The 15446-nt window shown below is 56.5% G+C and carries 12 protein-coding genes; 5 read left to right on the top strand and 7 right to left on the bottom strand.

The annotated features are described in order from the left end of the window. Window positions 1-343 precede the first annotated feature (343 nt). Both KBY97_RS14400 and KBY97_RS14390 read right to left on the bottom strand, forming a co-directional pair. Window positions 344-3880, bottom strand: a complete 3537-nt coding sequence (locus KBY97_RS14400; protein ID WP_399217920.1) for a diguanylate cyclase domain-containing protein — start codon at window positions 3878-3880, stop codon at window positions 344-346. Window positions 3881-4210: 330 nt separating this feature from the next. Beyond that, a complete protein-coding gene (locus KBY97_RS14390) occupies window positions 4211-5473 on the bottom strand; it encodes an OFA family MFS transporter (protein WP_255147992.1) in 1263 nt (420 codons plus the stop codon). A gap of 1200 nt (window positions 5474-6673) precedes the next feature. On the opposite strand from KBY97_RS14390, the gene KBY97_RS14385 reads away from it, so the two are divergent. Continuing rightward, window positions 6674-7447, top strand: a complete 774-nt coding sequence (locus KBY97_RS14385; RefSeq protein WP_315857176.1) for a glycosyltransferase — start codon at window positions 6674-6676, stop codon at window positions 7445-7447. 428 nt (window positions 7448-7875) lie between these two features. Here KBY97_RS14385 and KBY97_RS14380 read toward each other — a convergent pair whose 3' ends face one another. From KBY97_RS14380 to KBY97_RS14370, 3 genes are all read right to left on the bottom strand, one after another. Further along, window positions 7876-8535: a hypothetical protein gene (locus KBY97_RS14380; protein WP_255147988.1), complete on the bottom strand. Its 660-nt coding sequence runs from the start codon at window positions 8533-8535 to the stop codon at window positions 7876-7878. 294 nt (window positions 8536-8829) lie between these two features. Next, window positions 8830-9672 (bottom strand): ABC transporter six-transmembrane domain-containing protein, encoded by an 843-nt coding sequence (locus KBY97_RS14375; RefSeq protein WP_255147986.1) that lies wholly within the window; start codon window positions 9670-9672, stop codon window positions 8830-8832. Window positions 9673-10094: 422 nt separating this feature from the next. Further along, window positions 10095-10592 (bottom strand): hypothetical protein, encoded by a 498-nt coding sequence (locus tag KBY97_RS14370; RefSeq protein ID WP_255147982.1) that lies wholly within the window; start codon window positions 10590-10592, stop codon window positions 10095-10097. Window positions 10593-10999: 407 nt separating this feature from the next. On the opposite strand from KBY97_RS14370, the gene KBY97_RS14365 reads away from it, so the two are divergent. The 4 genes from KBY97_RS14365 to KBY97_RS14350 all read left to right on the top strand — a co-directional run bounded on the left by KBY97_RS14365 (window position 11000) and on the right by KBY97_RS14350 (window position 13565). Further along, the gene (locus KBY97_RS14365) at window positions 11000-11845 is read left to right on the top strand and encodes a gamma-glutamyltransferase (RefSeq protein ID WP_255147981.1); all 846 of its coding nucleotides are present in this window, start codon (window positions 11000-11002) and stop codon (window positions 11843-11845) included. Beyond that, window positions 11842-12603, top strand: coding sequence for a DUF3598 family protein (locus KBY97_RS14360; RefSeq protein ID WP_255147979.1), 762 nt, complete (start codon window positions 11842-11844; stop codon window positions 12601-12603). The genes KBY97_RS14365 and KBY97_RS14360 overlap by 4 nt, the downstream gene beginning before the upstream one ends. Window positions 12604-12650: 47 nt before the next feature. Beyond that, on the top strand, window positions 12651-12821 hold the full coding sequence (locus KBY97_RS14355; RefSeq protein WP_255147977.1) for a hypothetical protein: 171 nt from the start codon (window positions 12651-12653) through the stop codon (window positions 12819-12821). 306 nt (window positions 12822-13127) lie between these two features. Next, entirely contained in the window at window positions 13128-13565 is a 438-nt protein-coding gene (locus KBY97_RS14350) for a hypothetical protein (protein ID WP_255147976.1), read from the top strand. A 49-nt stretch (window positions 13566-13614) separates the two neighbouring features. On the opposite strand, the gene KBY97_RS14345 is transcribed toward KBY97_RS14350, so the two are convergent. Next, on the bottom strand, window positions 13615-14013 hold the full coding sequence (locus KBY97_RS14345; protein ID WP_255147974.1) for a hypothetical protein: 399 nt from the start codon (window positions 14011-14013) through the stop codon (window positions 13615-13617). Between the two features lie 597 nt (window positions 14014-14610). Next, a partial coding sequence (locus KBY97_RS14340) for a proprotein convertase P-domain-containing protein (RefSeq protein WP_255147972.1) occupies window positions 14611-15446 on the bottom strand: 836 nt, incomplete at its 5' end.

Genomic DNA, 15446 nt, shown 5'->3' with positions numbered 1-15446 from the left:
CGGAAGGACTTGGGCTTCTGCATGCCCCATTGTTTCGCTCAGATCCACTGCTGTCACTAGGATCTGGGCAGATTAATAGGCGTCTGTGGAGAGGCTGGCTGCTGACCTATGCGCGACAGGCTCCTAGCCCGTGGAGCCGGGCTGCCCAACGGCGGAATAGAGAAAGGTAATGACCCCCACCAGCACGCTGAGCCCGATGGCGCTGGGATCCATGCCGTTCACGTCAGCGAAGAGGCCAATGCGAACCGCAGCCGATCCGCCTCCACGCGCTGCTCCCGCACAGATGTCGTTCACTGATGAGGCAACCATTGTGGGGGATCCGGCCTGGTGAGCCGCTTCAGCCTCAAAGAGCCACCACGCGTTGGCGGCCGGCCGCTTTGGCGGCATACATGTTGCGGTCGGCCCGTCTGAGGAAAAGCCCCGCATCCTCCCCAGCCCCATGCAGGGCCACACCAATGGAGAAGGAAGGTGTGATGCTGTGATCGGCCCAGTGAATTGGCTTGGCAATTGCCGCCTGCACCTTTTCGGCCACGGCGATCGCATGGTCCATCGCCTTGATGCCATCGAGCAACACCAGAAATTCATCGCCGCCAATCCTGCCGGCATGGTCCCGCTGGCGAATTGCATCCTGGATGCGAGCAGCCACGCTCTGCAGCACCGCATCGCCGCAGGCGTGACCATAGGTGTCGTTGATGTTCTTGAAGCCATCGCAATCGCAAAACAGCAATGCCAGAGGTTGGCCTTTACGGCTTTTGTCATCCAGCAGTCGCTCTTCCAGGCGATCGAGGATGGCGGCGCGGCTTTCCAGGCCGGTGAGCGGATCATGGTTTGCCCTTTGCAGCAATCTCCGCTCTTCAAGCACCTTCTGATCCACAGGTTGCAGGGTGATCACATAGCCCTCGTGCAGATGCAGCTCAGCAGGAGCTGAATCTGCATCATCGTGAAGAGTTGATGAAGCAGCATCCTTTGAATCACCGCTGCGCCTTCCCTCCTCATGCAGTCGTCTCACGCTCAGAGCGGCCCAGCCCCAGCCTCCCTTGGGATCCACGAGCCGCAAGCGCCCTTGGTGGATCGGGCCATGGGGCGTCAGCCAGGCCTTGAGCTCCACGGGTTCAGGCCGACCATCGGCTGAAACAAACAACTCGCAGAAGGTTTTGCCGATCCATTGGGCTTCTCGCCAGCCCGTCATGGGTTCAAGCGAAGGGGACACCCACAGCACTTCCTCCCTCAAGTTGAGCAGCACCACCACCTCCACGATATTGTCGGTAAGCAGGCGATAAAGGGCTGCGGATTCCGCCAAAGTCCTGGCCGTGTGGCTGCGGTCGGTCACATCGCGCCAGCTCACCACAAGGAAGCCCCGCGTGGGGATAATCTGAATGTCGTAGCAGCGGCGGTCCCAGAAGAGTTCATGCTCCTCATACACGAAGTCGTCTACATAGGTGGGAGTGCTGCGCAGTGCTGCATCCACAATGATATCGAGCAAACCGTTGTGCTCCATCTGCGGAAAGACATTCAACAGGGTTTTGCCTACGACCGCATGGTGTTCCTGCTGCATATAGGAGCAGGCCGACTGGTTCGCCTCCAGTATGAGGAGTTCCATAATCGTATCTTGATGTCCCTGGATCACCTGTAACAGCAGAAAGTAGTCGTTGCTAAGGTCGAAGGCAGATCGCAGTAGCTCCAGTTCTTCAGAGGTGCTGGGATTGCTGACCAGCTCTCCTTGCTTGTTAAGGTTCAGGCTGCTTTTCTTCGGGGTATGCGGGGGATCATCGGCACTCTGAAGGCTTGAGTCTGCCTTTGGATCGCGCAGCAAGCTTTCAAACGCATCCAGCTCCAGTGGCCGGCCACACAGATAGCCCTGGTAGAGATCGCAACCGAGATCCTCCAGGACCTGGCGTTGTTCGTCAGTTTCGACCCCTTCGGCGATGCATTCCAAGCCCAGCCCCTTGGCCAGGGTGATGGTGGCCTGCACGATCGTGCGATCACCGGCAGACGTGGTAATGCCCTGAATGAAGGTTCGGTCGATCTTGAGGCGGTGCACCGGCAGATCACGTAGCAGCTCCAGCGAGGCATAGCCCGTCCCGAAGTCATCAATGGCGATGCGAAAACCCTGGTCTGACAGCACTCTCAGATGTTCGCGATAGACGAGTGGGTCATGCAGCAGGGCCGTTTCAGTGATCTCAAGCTCCAGCAGTTCAGGACTGAGGTTGTGCGCCAAGAGGCCATCCAACAGCGAGCTGATGAACTGGCGGCCTGGCATCTCCAGTTCCCGAGGGGAGATGTTGAGAGCCAGCCGTGGAACCGGCAAGCCGGCATCACGCCAGCGCACCAGCTGCTGAAGGGTCTGCTCAAACACCCAGCTGCCTACCTGAAGGATCTGTCCGCTCTGCTCTGCCAACGGAATGAAGTGGCTGGGGGGCACATGGATTCCTTGGCTGTTCGTCCAGCGCAGCAGCACCTCAGCACCGGCCAAGGCACTGGAACGGTGCACCTGCGGCTGCACCACAAGACGGAATTGATTCCGACCGATGGCCTGACTCAACTCACCACTCAGGTGCATGCGTTCCTGGATCTGGCGGCTGATCGTGCTGGAGTAGGCACACACCTGGATACGTCCCTGGCTTTTGGCCTTCGCCAATGCCGTGTTGGCACATTGGATCAAGGCTTGGCCGTTCTGGCCGTGCTCGGGATAGGAGGCCAGCCCGATAGAGAAGGTGGGCAACAGCGGCAGGTCACTCAGCAAATCCATCTGTTGCCCCCAACGCTGTTGCAGTTGCCGGCAGGCCCTGAGCCCATCGCCGAGCGAGTGGATGGAATCTTCCAACACGATCAGGAATTCGTCGCTACTGAGGCGCGCCAGCCAAGCCTCGGGGCCCATCAGCTCCTGAAGCCGGCGGGCCATCTCCCACAGCACCCGATCACCCACCTCAGATCCGAACTGATCGTTGATGTCCTGAAATCCGTCCACATCCAGGCTGAGCACAGCCAAAGAGTTGCTGTAGCCACGGCCTTGCAGGCGCTCGTTGAGTTCCTCCAGTGCTGCCAGCTTGTTGGGCAGACCGGTCAGCAGATCATGGGTACGCTCACCCACCCGCTGCTGCAACAGCCTCTGTTCTCGACTCACGTCTTGTAGCGTGCCGATGGCCCGCAACGGCTCACCGGTGTTGTCGTACGTGAAGTGCGCTTCGGCCTGTACCAGTCTCACGCTGCCATCGAAGAAGGCGAGGCGATGGCGGCTGTAGAGCGGTTCACCTAAATTCATCGCCCGTTGAAACTCCTGGTGCCAACGGCTGCGGTCGTCGGGATGCACCAAGGCGCCGTAGGTCGTGAGCGTGGTGGGCGTTTGTGTGCCCATCCATTGGCATAGGCGCCGCATCTGCGGCGAACAGCGCATGGTGCCATCAACCACACGCAGCTCCCAGGAGCCGATGCCGCTGAATGCTTCACCGTCGCTTAGCAACTTGTACGCGCTGGCCTCGCTGCTGTCGTGCTGATGCGCTGCGGTAAGGTCTCTCACGGAGCTGAGCATCAGCTGCTCACCCTGGATCGACAACACCCGGTGGTGCACCTCCACATCAAGGATGGTGTTGTCTTTGCAGCGGTGGCGGGTCTGAAAGTATCCACCTCCAGCCACCACCAGCTCCTTCAGCCTCGACGCCACCCAGGCGGCATCGTGATCGGGGTCCGCCTGGATGGCAGCCGGAGAAAGGCCGAGCAGTTCAGCTTTGCTGTAGCCCAGGCGCGTATGCGCGGAGTCGTTGCAGGCCACGAAGTGGCCGCTGCGCAAGCCAAGCACGATCAGGTCGGTGCCGTTGAGGTCGGCCACCAGGCAGAAGTCGGCGATCCAGCGGCGAGCCTCCTCCGAGAGGCCATCCGCCATAGCACTATCCTGCATCCCAAGTGATTCCGCCTAAGACATATCAAATCATATGGAAGGTTTGCCCTCCCCGTAAGGCAGCGTTGGCTTTGGCAGCCACAGAGGCTGTGTCGGCTCTTGGCGCCACGGCCGTGGCTATGCAGATGGCCCTTGTGATCGCAGCTTCACCCGTGGCAAACGCCATGCAGATGGGTCAACAGGAGCCCTATGGCAAATGTCAGACGACATAAAGCTTTAGAAAGCTCTAAAGTGACATCAAGAATCAGGGGCTTGGGGGGTTGGGCAGGCTGACAACCATTGTGTTGTCCTTGGAATTGTCTTTGCGCATCCACTTCAGTGCGATGCAGGTGATCCAGATCTTTCCTCTCTAAGCAGAAGGCTCGCCACGAAGATTCCCACGGTAGCGAGAATGGCCATCGGATAAAACACGACGGTATAGGTCCCAAACACCTCTCGCAGCTGCCCCGTCACCAGCGTTCCGATCAGAGCACCAGCTCCGTAGGCAGTGAATACAATGCCGTAGTTCTGGGCATACTGATCAGGATTGAATAACCTCAATGTTACTGCAGGTGCCATTGCCAACCAGCCGCCAAGGCAGAACCAGAAGAGGCTAAAGGAAATGAGATACGTGGCTACGTGCCCAGCCTGCGCGTGAATCATCATGATACAGGCAATCAAAATCAGTACATAGGAAAAGATCGCGATGGCATGGGGTTTGTGGCGATCCACCAACCATCCAAACAGTGGCCTACTGACACCATTAAAAACTGCAAACAATGAAACACTGCTGGCAGCCACCGCGGGTGTGACATGAATAATCTCCTCCCCAACCACACTGGAAACACCGATCGCACTCAAGCCAACAAGGGTTCCAATGGCATAGCAAACCCAAAGCGCATAAAAGAAGCGCGTCTTCAACATGGAAGGTGGGTAAGTAACTGGTGGCAGTGAAAGGTGGGCCATCACCTGACATGAGGGTTGCCACCCCTTCGGGGGTACCTTCATCGTCATGGCGACAATCAGAATAATGGCGGTGAAACCAATACCAAGCATACGCAGTGCAGGTCGAGTGCTGTAGGCGCCGATGAGCTGGTTGGCAAGTGGCGCAGTGATCAAAGGGGAAAGTCCGAAGCCGATGATGGTTAATCCCACCGCCAAACCCTTCTTATCGGGAAACCAGCGCGAAACAACCACCATGGGAACACCATAGGCAATTCCCACACCCGTTCCAGCAATGATTCCATAGCTGAGAACCAGCATGCCAACATTATTAGCGAAACTTGAGAGGATATAGCCTGCGCCCACCACAGCACCGCCCAAGGCAGCCATGAGGCGAGTGCCAATGCGTGGAATATAAAAGCCTGCAACAGGCATCACTGCAGCATATGAAACCAGTGCAAAAGTAAACGGCAGCAAGCTGGCACTTGCACTGAGCCCAAGCTCAGCTTCCAAAGGTGTTCTGAAAATGCTCCAGGAGTACACACTTCCAAGGCACATCAAGATCACCATGCCCATGGGAATCAACAACCATCTACCGCGTTCGGCAGGACGTCCAAAGATCATTAAGCCATTGTCGTGGCCAGTGGATGCGTGCATATGCTCAGGTGACTCAGATGGTCATCGTTTTACCTAGCCTACGCGGCAATCCTGTTCTCATTCCAATCGTGCAATTCACTTGACATGCCGATGCCTTCATGGCCAGAAGCTCATCCTTGATACGGCTTCAACAACCAAATCGGTGAGATCCATCGCCAGTGGATTCTCTGGTTTGAACGGGTCTAATCCATCAGTGAAGCAGATCTGGGTCTGGCTGTCTCTATTGAACACTGATGTTGATACATTCTCCCTAACCATCAAGATTGGCTGATCACACAGTTGCTGTGGAAAGGTCTTCAAGGCTAACTGGCCCTTTTGCCGTTGAGTGCTGCTTGTCAATGGGTTCATGCGTCGCGTCTTCGCCGGCCACCCACACCACCAATCCACCTGGCCTAAACCTTCGGCAATACATATGGTTCAGAAACTGGCCAGCCATTGATGGTGATAGATTCCGGTGAGAACAATCAACACGTTGATTAAGACGACATCCCTCGCGGCGTCCATATCCTGATTCACCTGCTGAATTCCATTGCTCAGCATGGGGTTGCTTTACTCAACTTGAACAGTTTCATCCCCCATGATTCGGATCACATCAGGCCTAAGGCCCATGCCTCTGTCATACGAGTTGATGGGCCCGCTGGCGAAGGGCAGCTGTTGACCGTTCAACTCACGCCTCATCTGGTGCTCCTTCGTTCAGCTGAACTGGTTGTTGATCTGTAATCTCACTGCTTACACCAAGCGAGGGTTAAATAGGATCGCTGAAACTCGTATCACAGGATTGATAAGGCAGTAGTCGGTATCAATGGTTGGCCATTCAACTTCGTCGTAGAGATTAATGCGGTCCGCAGAGCACCGCTCTCCAGCGACAGGAAACAAGCGTACGGCAATTCCTATGAACCTCGCTCAGCGCAAAGTGAGATCCATGTGGTGTGCCCGTATTGAGCCACGAACAACTGTTTGGTTCTCCACACGAGTTGATCAGCTCGCAATCTCGGCACCGTCACTTCAGCAGTGATGAGCTGAGGCATGACAGAACGTACAGCGGATGTGCCTAAGGCTTTCAATGCCTGCCTGAAGAATGGTATGATTTCAAGGTGTCTTGCGATGCTTAGAGGCTGGCGAGCCACATTCCTCCCAACAAGCTATTGCCAAGTCATGCTTTGGTTTCATGCATGGGCCAAGCAAATCCATGGGGATTAAATGCTGTCTAAGTCGACGACAAGACGCCAATCATTGTGCAATCAGATGACGGTAAGTGTAATTACTCCAACCAGGCTGCAGCCAGATCGGCTGAGCATGCTGGAGGAACTCAATAAAAGCCTAAGACAGAACAACTGCTCAGTTGAACATGTGATTGTCATCGACGGCGCCAGCCGAGATGCATTGCCTGCTGCGATCGGTGATCACGCCACTGTCATTGCAACAAATCGTCCGATCGGCCAAGCTGCTGCGCGTAATCTTGGTTTGGTCATTGCCGGAGGCAACTGGATCACCAGCGCAGACGATGATGATTGGCTATATCCCCATTCGATCGATCAGAGAGTCGAGGCGATCAAGGGACAGCGAGGAGCCCTATGGTCTGCTGGGTATTGCACAGACGGCTGCAAGAATGATCCTGAAATTGTTAAAGCTGGCCCAAGTTTGCCTGGAGATGTCTGGCGTGCCTGGCCAACGCCAAAAGCCAGCATCCCCCTGGGTCCAACAACCTTGCTCGTGGAAGCCAACCTCTTGAAGAAGGCCGGCGGTTGGATGGGGCTTCCTCAAGGTGAAGATATTGGCATGATGATTGCAGTGACCAGCATGGCACCAGGCATTGTGATTGCAGCCAATGTTTATCATATCCGCCTGCATGGTGGGCAGATGACCAAATCAACTTGGTTCGATGATCTGGAACTTCTCTCGCGGCGATGTGCCTGGGAACGGGGAAAGCAGATTCTCGCCAAAGCGAAAGTGGGTTATGCAGCTTGTAGCTAAGCGATCGTGGTGAGTACCACTATCCCGGAAAGAGTAAGATCGGCTATGTGGCTCTCAGGGAAGTCGTCCCCCCCCTACCTCCCATATAGCCATTATCACCACACTTGGGTTGGGACTTATCTTCCGCCTTAGAACGTTGAATGATCGCTAGCCGGCCAGTCGATTCAGAGGATCCAGAGGACTCAGTCGGTTCAGACGGTTCATCTCAGCCTATTCACTGAGGTGATTGCTCCGAATCTCGTCTCATTGACTATCAGCACGAAGTCGTCATGCAGCACCACAGGATGGTTCATCTGTGCCATTGGGTGGTACTTCACTGCGGTGATATCATCTCAGCAAAATCAAATCATCTTGGCCGGCTTTGCTTCCGCTGATCTGCCCTGCTGCACTGGAGCAGACTGCACATCAATTCCCTTAAAGACTCACTTTTAGAGTGATCCTTTCTTTGCCTCAGTCAGCATCTTTCTAAGATCGTTTTCAAACTCACGAAAGGCAGACTTTGGGCTGACCTCATCCAGTAAATCAGTGATGAAGCTAATTTGGGATGAGGTGAGGCGTGTGTTGCCTGTGAGTGTTTCAAACTTTGCTTTGATCACATGATCCCGGAGTTGATTGAGCGAAGCGTTGTTTGAAAGCATTTCCGACACAACCTTACTGGAGCGTGCAAACTGAATAAAGTCTTTGTTCATCAGGCCGTAGGAGAGCTCGCCCTTGGCATTGGTATAGGCCTCAACAATTGCTTGATATTCAGCACTGTCTAAGAGGTTCGTATCTTCATCAAGCGATGCCTCCTGTTCTGTAGAAGGAGAATCCTCGGGTTGAATCTCGATCACATGCACCTTGCCACGACGCGAATATGGCAGCCCAGCTGTGAGTTCCAACGCTTCAAGGAACGCTTCAACAGGGTATTCCTCGAGATTTGTATGGGCCGCTGCTACTGGCTCCCCAGTGCTGCGACTGATACTGGCCAACCCCGGCTGTGGGTTGCCATACCGAAGAATCACAACCCCTGAACCATTGAAGAGCTTCTGGCGATAAGCGACAGCGGGCAGTGTTGAAAGTTCAACCAGCTTTGTTCTGACGATCATTCTGAAAAGCCTCAACCCTTTGACCTTAGCAGGTGCATCACATTCTTTGGCGGTTGCGTGTTCAACCTATATCGCGTTGGTCGGCTCTGTGCCGCCGTACGTTAGTCAACTGTTAACCGGTGCCGTCTTGACGGAAACTTGCGCATTGGCTTCTCGAATGCTTGTGTCATTGTTCCATTGGACAGTTGAGCATACGTACGCTGTTGGCATAGTATCTGGATGTTCGTTCGAATTTCTAACCAACTCCTTCAACCCACAATGGCAACAACATGACAACATGGCAACAATTGATGCTCATGTTCCAAGCCGAGCGCGGATGTCCCTGAGCCTGGCGACGTTGTTCACTAAAACCGGAGCCTGGTCGAGACCCCCAAGATAATCAAACACATAGGCGAGCACGGCATAGATGGCGCCAGCGCTGAAGGCTGGGGAACGGGTGAAGTCGATCAGGAGAACAACGAGCGCGACGATCGTGGCGAGCTCTGTGACGGTCCAGGTCCACGACTCGCTGTCTGACAGCTGCACATGCCAGCGACGCACGCGGCCGAAGTGGCGACGAAGGCGCAGAGGGCGCGCCGATTCGATGTCTTCGATCTCGCGCTCGATCTGATCATTCAAGCCGCGATGCAACGGGAGTGCACGCCGCCAGTACCAGGTGTTGACAAGCGCCATTGGCAGCAGGACTGCCATCGCGATGAATCCCGCCTCGAGGTCATAGGTGAACAGCATCACGAGCGAACCGATCACGGTCACCACTTGGGAAAACATTGCCGGTACATCGGCTTCGAAGAAACTGACCATGTCACGCATCATTTCGACCCGCGCCGACACGATGCTCGTGCCGTGGCCGCGACACTTCTGCTCAGCGACGGTGAGCACAGCAAGGCGGCTATACACACCCATGAAGATCCGCGTGTCATAGCGCTGCCGTACGAAGGAAGTGACGAGGTGCACGAGCCAGACGGCAATCAACAACGAAAGACCCTGATAGTTGTGCTTCAGTAGCCCGTCGACTGCCCACCCCGTGAGTGCCGGATAGGCGAGGGTGCAGAGGGTCTCCAGCAGGGTCAAGGAATAGGTGCCAGCGATCGCCAGCCGTTCATCACGGGAGAGCGTCGAGAGGATCGTTTGCCTCATCAGCCCGACAGGCCAACCGGGCCAGACGACGTGTGGTTTATAGCCACGACCAGCTGCGCAGACTGACTCCCCCCAGTGCGTTCTGCAGCTGTTGCGCAGCAACCTTGAACCCTCTGACGGCGCATGACGCAGCCAAAGGAGCCCATTGGCAAGCCACCAAAATCCAACGGTGGTTCCTGCTGCGAGATGAAGACCTTACATCGTCCAGAATTGAGTGGGATCGTCGTGATGGTGCGTGGGCAGTGTGTGGTGGATCGCGCCGTTGGCCGCTGGGTCGCAACAGCTGACAGACCAAGATCCATGGACTTCAATCCGGGCCTTGTTGTGGGTGAAGGAGAGGAGTCAGAACCGGCTTGCGCCAGTAGGTAAGTTCTCTTTGGTGGTTCGTGAGTTGTTTGCAGATGCCCGTCTAACAGCACCAATCATTTCGAGGAGAACGCTACCAGAGAAATTGCCCTGGAAAGCGACAAGCCCATGATATCCCACATCATCAAGCCATGCAGAAGGATCAATGTCCGCGCTGTGCGGGTATCTCCAGTGAAGCCACCCAGCGTTGATGAAATCAAGGAGGTAAATGAGGCCAGAACATAATCATATGGTCCTGGCGAATCATCGGCAGACATTCTGAATAGAAACATCCGCTTGCCATTGCGAGCGATGTAGCGGATGTCCATCCGCCAGTAGATCCATCCCCAGATCAGCAGCAGCGAAGGCAAGAACAGCAACAGCTGGAGGATTGGCATCACACGATCAGACGGCGGAAAGAATATCAAGAAGTTCAGCAGTAAGAACATGACTAAGATCTTGAAGACACCAAACACTGCCAATGCATCGATCAAGATCCTGCGCCAGCGAGATTTACTGGGGGTGACCATGCAGTACATCAAGGCAGCCAGCATGACTGGCAGGAGGACAGGCACGACGCGCTGGTGAAACTGGATGAGAACGCCAACCGCCTGACTGATCAGGTCATGGTCGCTTTTTAAGTGGGCAGTGGCGCTGAATGTCTGCCCTGAAACATACTGCAGGAGCGATGCACAGCAGCAATAGGATTTCCCAGTTACGCCTCAAATTGCCCGCAGGCATTCGGTTCCATCTCGATCGGTTGTTGAATGATAGATGTCGCAGAACCCTGGTCAACCCTCTCATGCAAAGCGTTGTGACTCAGTTCATTGAGTCTGCAGCCTTCCAGCAGAATTCCTCTGCTCTTTCTACTGATGAGATGGAAGCGGCCAGTATGAACCCGTGGACAAGGAGGTTCACAATTCGGGTCTTGACGGGACTTCAGGGCATGACTGCGTTTTGATGGCCGCAGCGCATCAACGCCATGTCTCCATCACAAAGCGACAATCCCTTGAGATTCCTGGACCAGCGTTCTCCTGTTTTCTCCAAAGAGTGCATCGCCTCCTCCAGTTCACCCCTGGCCACACAGGTTGGGCTTGGTGTTCTGCGCGAAGGAGGCAATGCCTTCGATGCTGCTGTGGCGATGGCCGGAATGATGGCCGTGGTCGAGCCGATGTTCAGCGGTCTGGGTGGCGACACGATGATCCTGGCCTGGTCAGCCGCCGATCAGCGTGTGTATGGCCTCAATGGCAGTGGCCCGGCCCCATCGGGTGCCTCGTTGGAGCGAATTGGGGCCGGGCCTTACGTGCCTGAGCATGGTGCCGTCTCGGTGACCCTGCCGGGCGCCTTGGCCGGCTGGCTAAAGCTGCAGGACCGCTTTGGCTCCCGATCGCTGGAGGACTTGTGGCAGCCCGCCATTCGCTATGCCCGCGAGGGCTATCCGGTTGGAGAGTCGATCGCCGGGATCTGGAGGTGCGCGGCCATCAACTGCGCACGGCACCTGATTTCATGGGTGCCGCCCAGATGGTGCGCATCCACAGAGGCGAAGCCGGGATCGGCCCTTGTCTGGAATGTGGTGTGGACCACCGGCTCGATGGCGTGGCGCTGGGTTGGTGATCAACTTTTGATGATGTACGGGCCCGCAGCAAGGAGCCCCTGGGGCAGCTGGAGCGAGCGGGTGGAGCGGAGCTTGCAGGCGCGGGGGTGCCCAACAGCATCGATTGACAGGCCCCGGCCGAGAACCGTCAGCACCGCTTTGTGCTGGCCAGCATCAACTGCCTGCCCCGTAGCGATGCCTACGATTTCTATCCCCGGTTTCAGTGATGCATGACCAGCCAGTGGCAGAACTTCCTGCGTAACCTCGGCGAGTGGCGTGGCAGCTTCACCACCATCACGGCCGATGGCACATTGCGTGAGAGCAGCCCGTCGGTGCTGACGCTCACGAGCGAGGACAACGGCCAGCTGGTGCGCTTCGGGCTGCGTCGCTGGCCTCCCGGCACGGCGATTACTCCGGGCGGCGGACCGGCAGGTGGGGCCGGTGAACCCAGCTATGCCATAGAGCAGGACTACCGCAGCCTGGGTCGCCAGGTGGTGTTCTTTGAATCGGGGGCCTTCAACAAGGGGTCGCTGCAAGTGGCGCCGAACACAGTCTTCGGTGGTGAGTTCGGCTTCATCGGGCACAACCGGCGCCACCGGCTGGTGCACCTTTACAGCGAGGCCGGCACCTTCAACCAACTGGTGCTGATCCGTGAGTTCCGCGCCGGCAGCGGTGCGCTGGAATGCCCGTTCACCAGCGCCGATCAGTTGCTGGGCAGCTGGCAGGGCCAGGTGTCCACGGTCATTGCCGACTGGCCCGAGCCTGAGATCAGCGACTGCCGGCTGGAGCTGGGCGAAGCGGAACTGGAGGCAGTGAAACTGCAACCCGATGGCGGCTTCGTTCGCCTGCCGGAGCGAGTCGGCCACCGTGAGGCGTTTGTACTGGAGGGAGGCTGGCTGCCGGCTCCCGGGCGAATGGAGCGGCTGATTCGTCGCTACGACGCCAGCGGCGCCTGGCACTCAGCCAGCCACGAGATTCTGACGCGCTGCTGAGCGGCCGCCCCTTTCCATGCAGTGCGGCCTACCCATGAACGACCTAGATGCTGCGCCATATCACCGGTGGTCCGCTGCTGCGCCACGAGGCCCATGCCCCAGATGGGGTGGAGGAGCAACTGGAAGCGGATGTGAACCGCTTCATCAACAATGCCGCCGAGGTTCGCTGTGATCTCGATGCGAGTGATTTCTCCTGCAGCAAGATCTTCCAGTGGTAAAAGGCTGAATTCTTCGCAGTGGCCCCGTCGCTCAGCGCCTCCATCATTCCCCGCCTGCGCGGTGTATCTGCACCGCTTCAAGACCCACGGATCGCCATTCTGCCGTACGACTGGAGCCTGAATCAGTGACTATCCTCTTAGAAGCGCTATAGGCAAGACGGAGGCATGCTCAGGCCCCGGAGCACGCCGATCGAGAGATAGACGGCGACGGCCCTGGCAGCGCCCAAGCGCTGCGCCCGAGTCGTTGGATCCATCGCACCCGCCGGAGCCGACCAAACCCTCCTGATTCGCCTCGCCATCGAGGCGTTGCAACGCCAGCAGGAAACTGATGGTTTCGGAGTGATCGTGAAAGCGGTTGCAGGTGCTGGTGAGGTCTTCGTCGTTGGACACCATCAGCTCTGCGCGGAACGGCTAGTCCCGCTTGCCGTTGGGTTCGAAGTTCTGGTGGGTGGCTGCATGGTCGGGATCGCTGGTGGCCGAATCGAGCCGGGCGGTTGGGAGTCCAAGCGCCTGCAGCAGCAAGCCGTTAACACCACGCAGGCGCAATTCGGCAACTCTCCTCATCGCGCCACAGAACTGATCAACACCATCATGAACAGACTCGACGACCATGCCACTATGAGCACCCAGGCCCTCAATCATTCCGCGGTGCAAGTGTATCTGAAGATCTCCTCATCAACCTGGCAGACCTGTGGGAAGTGCTCAGGGAGAGCACTGGCTTGCCTGATGAACCTCGTGAGATAGGAATTGGTTAGGAGGCAGAAGCTGGGGTCACTGCCTCCTAACTTTGAAACTACCGTTCAAGAATTCTAATCTCCTCAATGGCCTTGTTGCCAGAAAGTTCTTTCATCCTGATGACAGACATGGAGGCATTAAGAACTTCATACCTCGCTGGTCCCACGACATATCCAAAGTCATCGCCCGTAAGAACACAGCCCTGCTTGAGGCATCTGCCTGTATAGGTTAGTATGATGGCACTTTGTACTCCTGCCGGCCTCCATATCTGAAGCTTGCCAGGCGTCTCGCTCAGAATCTTTACCTTGCAAAAACCAGGTGCGTTATCACCATACCGGCACGAAGCATTCTTTGATCCAGCGGGAGGTTTTTCACCTTCATAGGAAAGAACAAGAATTGGATTGCTCAGGACAACTGCCGAAGCGCAGCTCACCGCCGCCAGTTGGAGGAGTTTCATGTCAGGCGCTGCTTGTGATTAACCAGCACACTATGCGCAATACATGCACCGCTTAACGACATCCAGAGTTCTTTAAAAGTTTTTACAGTTCCCTTCATGAACCTGTCAGCCATGAATCAGCCACTCCATCTGCGGGAACAGTGGAGCCCGCTAACTGGGCTTGGTGATTTCGCCACTTCCGGTGTCACCTCCGCTGCATCGCCAGGTGTTCGGTCTCACTGGGACAGCGGGATGGAGTTCGGTCCTACATGGTTGCAAAACCAATGCCAGGTGAGGCAGTCCTTGCTGCTGCGGCTGGCCACCAGCGCCTCCTGATCAAGGCAAGGCCATTTCGCCAAAAACTCCAACCGGACGATCTTAGGCCGGGTGTGCGAAGTGGACAGCACTGGAGAGTTAGTACGTACCTACAAGCGTACGCTGAGTGGAGAAGTTGGCAGGGCCCTCACAGTAGCTGCCGCCATCCATCAGCTTTACTTGGAGTTGGGCGGTAGAAGTCCTACGGGATGAGATGCCAGGAAGCGATGGGGACAAGCCAACGCAACGCGTGCATGAAAAAGGGCCTCAGAAGCGGGGTTAAGGATCAGAAACGGAGTGATTTCAGGCCTGGGGTGGCGTGGGCTTGCTCATGGAAATACGGCGGCGCAGACGACGGCTAAAGCCGAAGGCGGCACCAACACCCAGCAATGGCAGGGGGCCAGGCACGGGAATCACCGTGAGGCTCCAGCTGTTGATGCTCAGCGGGTCTAAGTTAGCTGAATCTCTATAGATCAACTGCCAGGTGCCATTGCCATTCTCGCCATTGAAGGCACTCAGGCTGGAGGCGGGTAGGTACGTGCCAGAAAAGAGCAAAGCCCCGCTGATGCTTACCAGAGCAGAATCGTCAAAGGTCCAAGTTACCGTGTCGCCCGGTGTTTGACCAGAAAGAACTGTGTTGGGCACGATCAAATCCACCACCGTGCCCACGGGACTCTTCAGGGCAAGACCAATTTCGTTGTTGAAAGAGTCGCCAATGCCTTCGCAGACGCCGGTTGAGCTGATCGGATCGTCACACTTGGTGAGAGTGATGGTGGTGGTAACTTTGGCGATCGAGTCGATCAGCCCTGAGATGAAAAGCGTGGTGCTTGCAGTACCCCCATCAATGGTGAGCACAGGGTCGTAGGTTTGCGAGGCGGTGATCGCTGTGGCCTGAGCGGGCGCTGAAGCTAACAGGGGCAGCAGCAATGCCGAGAGACACGACAAAAAGTTCAGCACTACCGGTGCATGCCTAGGGAAGCTCTGGGCAACAAGGCTGCAAGCGACACCTGGCCCCCCCAAATGTTTGCGGTGGCCTGTCTCGGTGCAGATCCAGTAAGAATCGGCCTGCTTTCTGCTCTTTCGAGCCATTTCCCCTGCCATTTTGGTTCGATTCTGACCCCGATGGGCACACCACTCGT

This window comes from Synechococcus sp. ATX 2A4 (genome assembly GCF_024346375.1).
GTDB lineage: Bacteria > Cyanobacteriota > Cyanobacteriia > PCC-6307 > Cyanobiaceae > MW101C3.
This window is presented reverse-complemented; position numbering and strand designations above follow the sequence as displayed.

Bases quoted from the DNA above. Each gene is read 5' to 3' on its own strand.
- KBY97_RS14400 (WP_399217920.1), bottom strand. From the start codon at position 3,880: ATGGCGGATGGCCTCTCGGAGGAGGCTCGCCGCTGGATCGCCGACTTC.
- KBY97_RS14390 (WP_255147992.1), bottom strand. From the start codon at position 5,473: ATGCACGCATCCACTGGCCACGACAATGGCTTAATGATCTTTGGACGT.
- KBY97_RS14385 (WP_315857176.1), top strand. From the start codon at position 6,674: ATGCTGTCTAAGTCGACGACAAGACGCCAATCATTGTGCAATCAGATG.
- KBY97_RS14380 (WP_255147988.1), bottom strand. From the start codon at position 8,535: ATGATCGTCAGAACAAAGCTGGTTGAACTTTCAACACTGCCCGCTGTC.
- KBY97_RS14375 (WP_255147986.1), bottom strand. From the start codon at position 9,672: ATGAGGCAAACGATCCTCTCGACGCTCTCCCGTGATGAACGGCTGGCG.
- KBY97_RS14365 (WP_255147981.1), top strand. From the start codon at position 11,000: ATGTCTCCATCACAAAGCGACAATCCCTTGAGATTCCTGGACCAGCGT.
- KBY97_RS14360 (WP_255147979.1), top strand. From the start codon at position 11,842: ATGACCAGCCAGTGGCAGAACTTCCTGCGTAACCTCGGCGAGTGGCGT.
- KBY97_RS14355 (WP_255147977.1), top strand. From the start codon at position 12,651: ATGCTGCGCCATATCACCGGTGGTCCGCTGCTGCGCCACGAGGCCCAT.
- KBY97_RS14345 (WP_255147974.1), bottom strand. From the start codon at position 14,013: ATGAAACTCCTCCAACTGGCGGCGGTGAGCTGCGCTTCGGCAGTTGTC.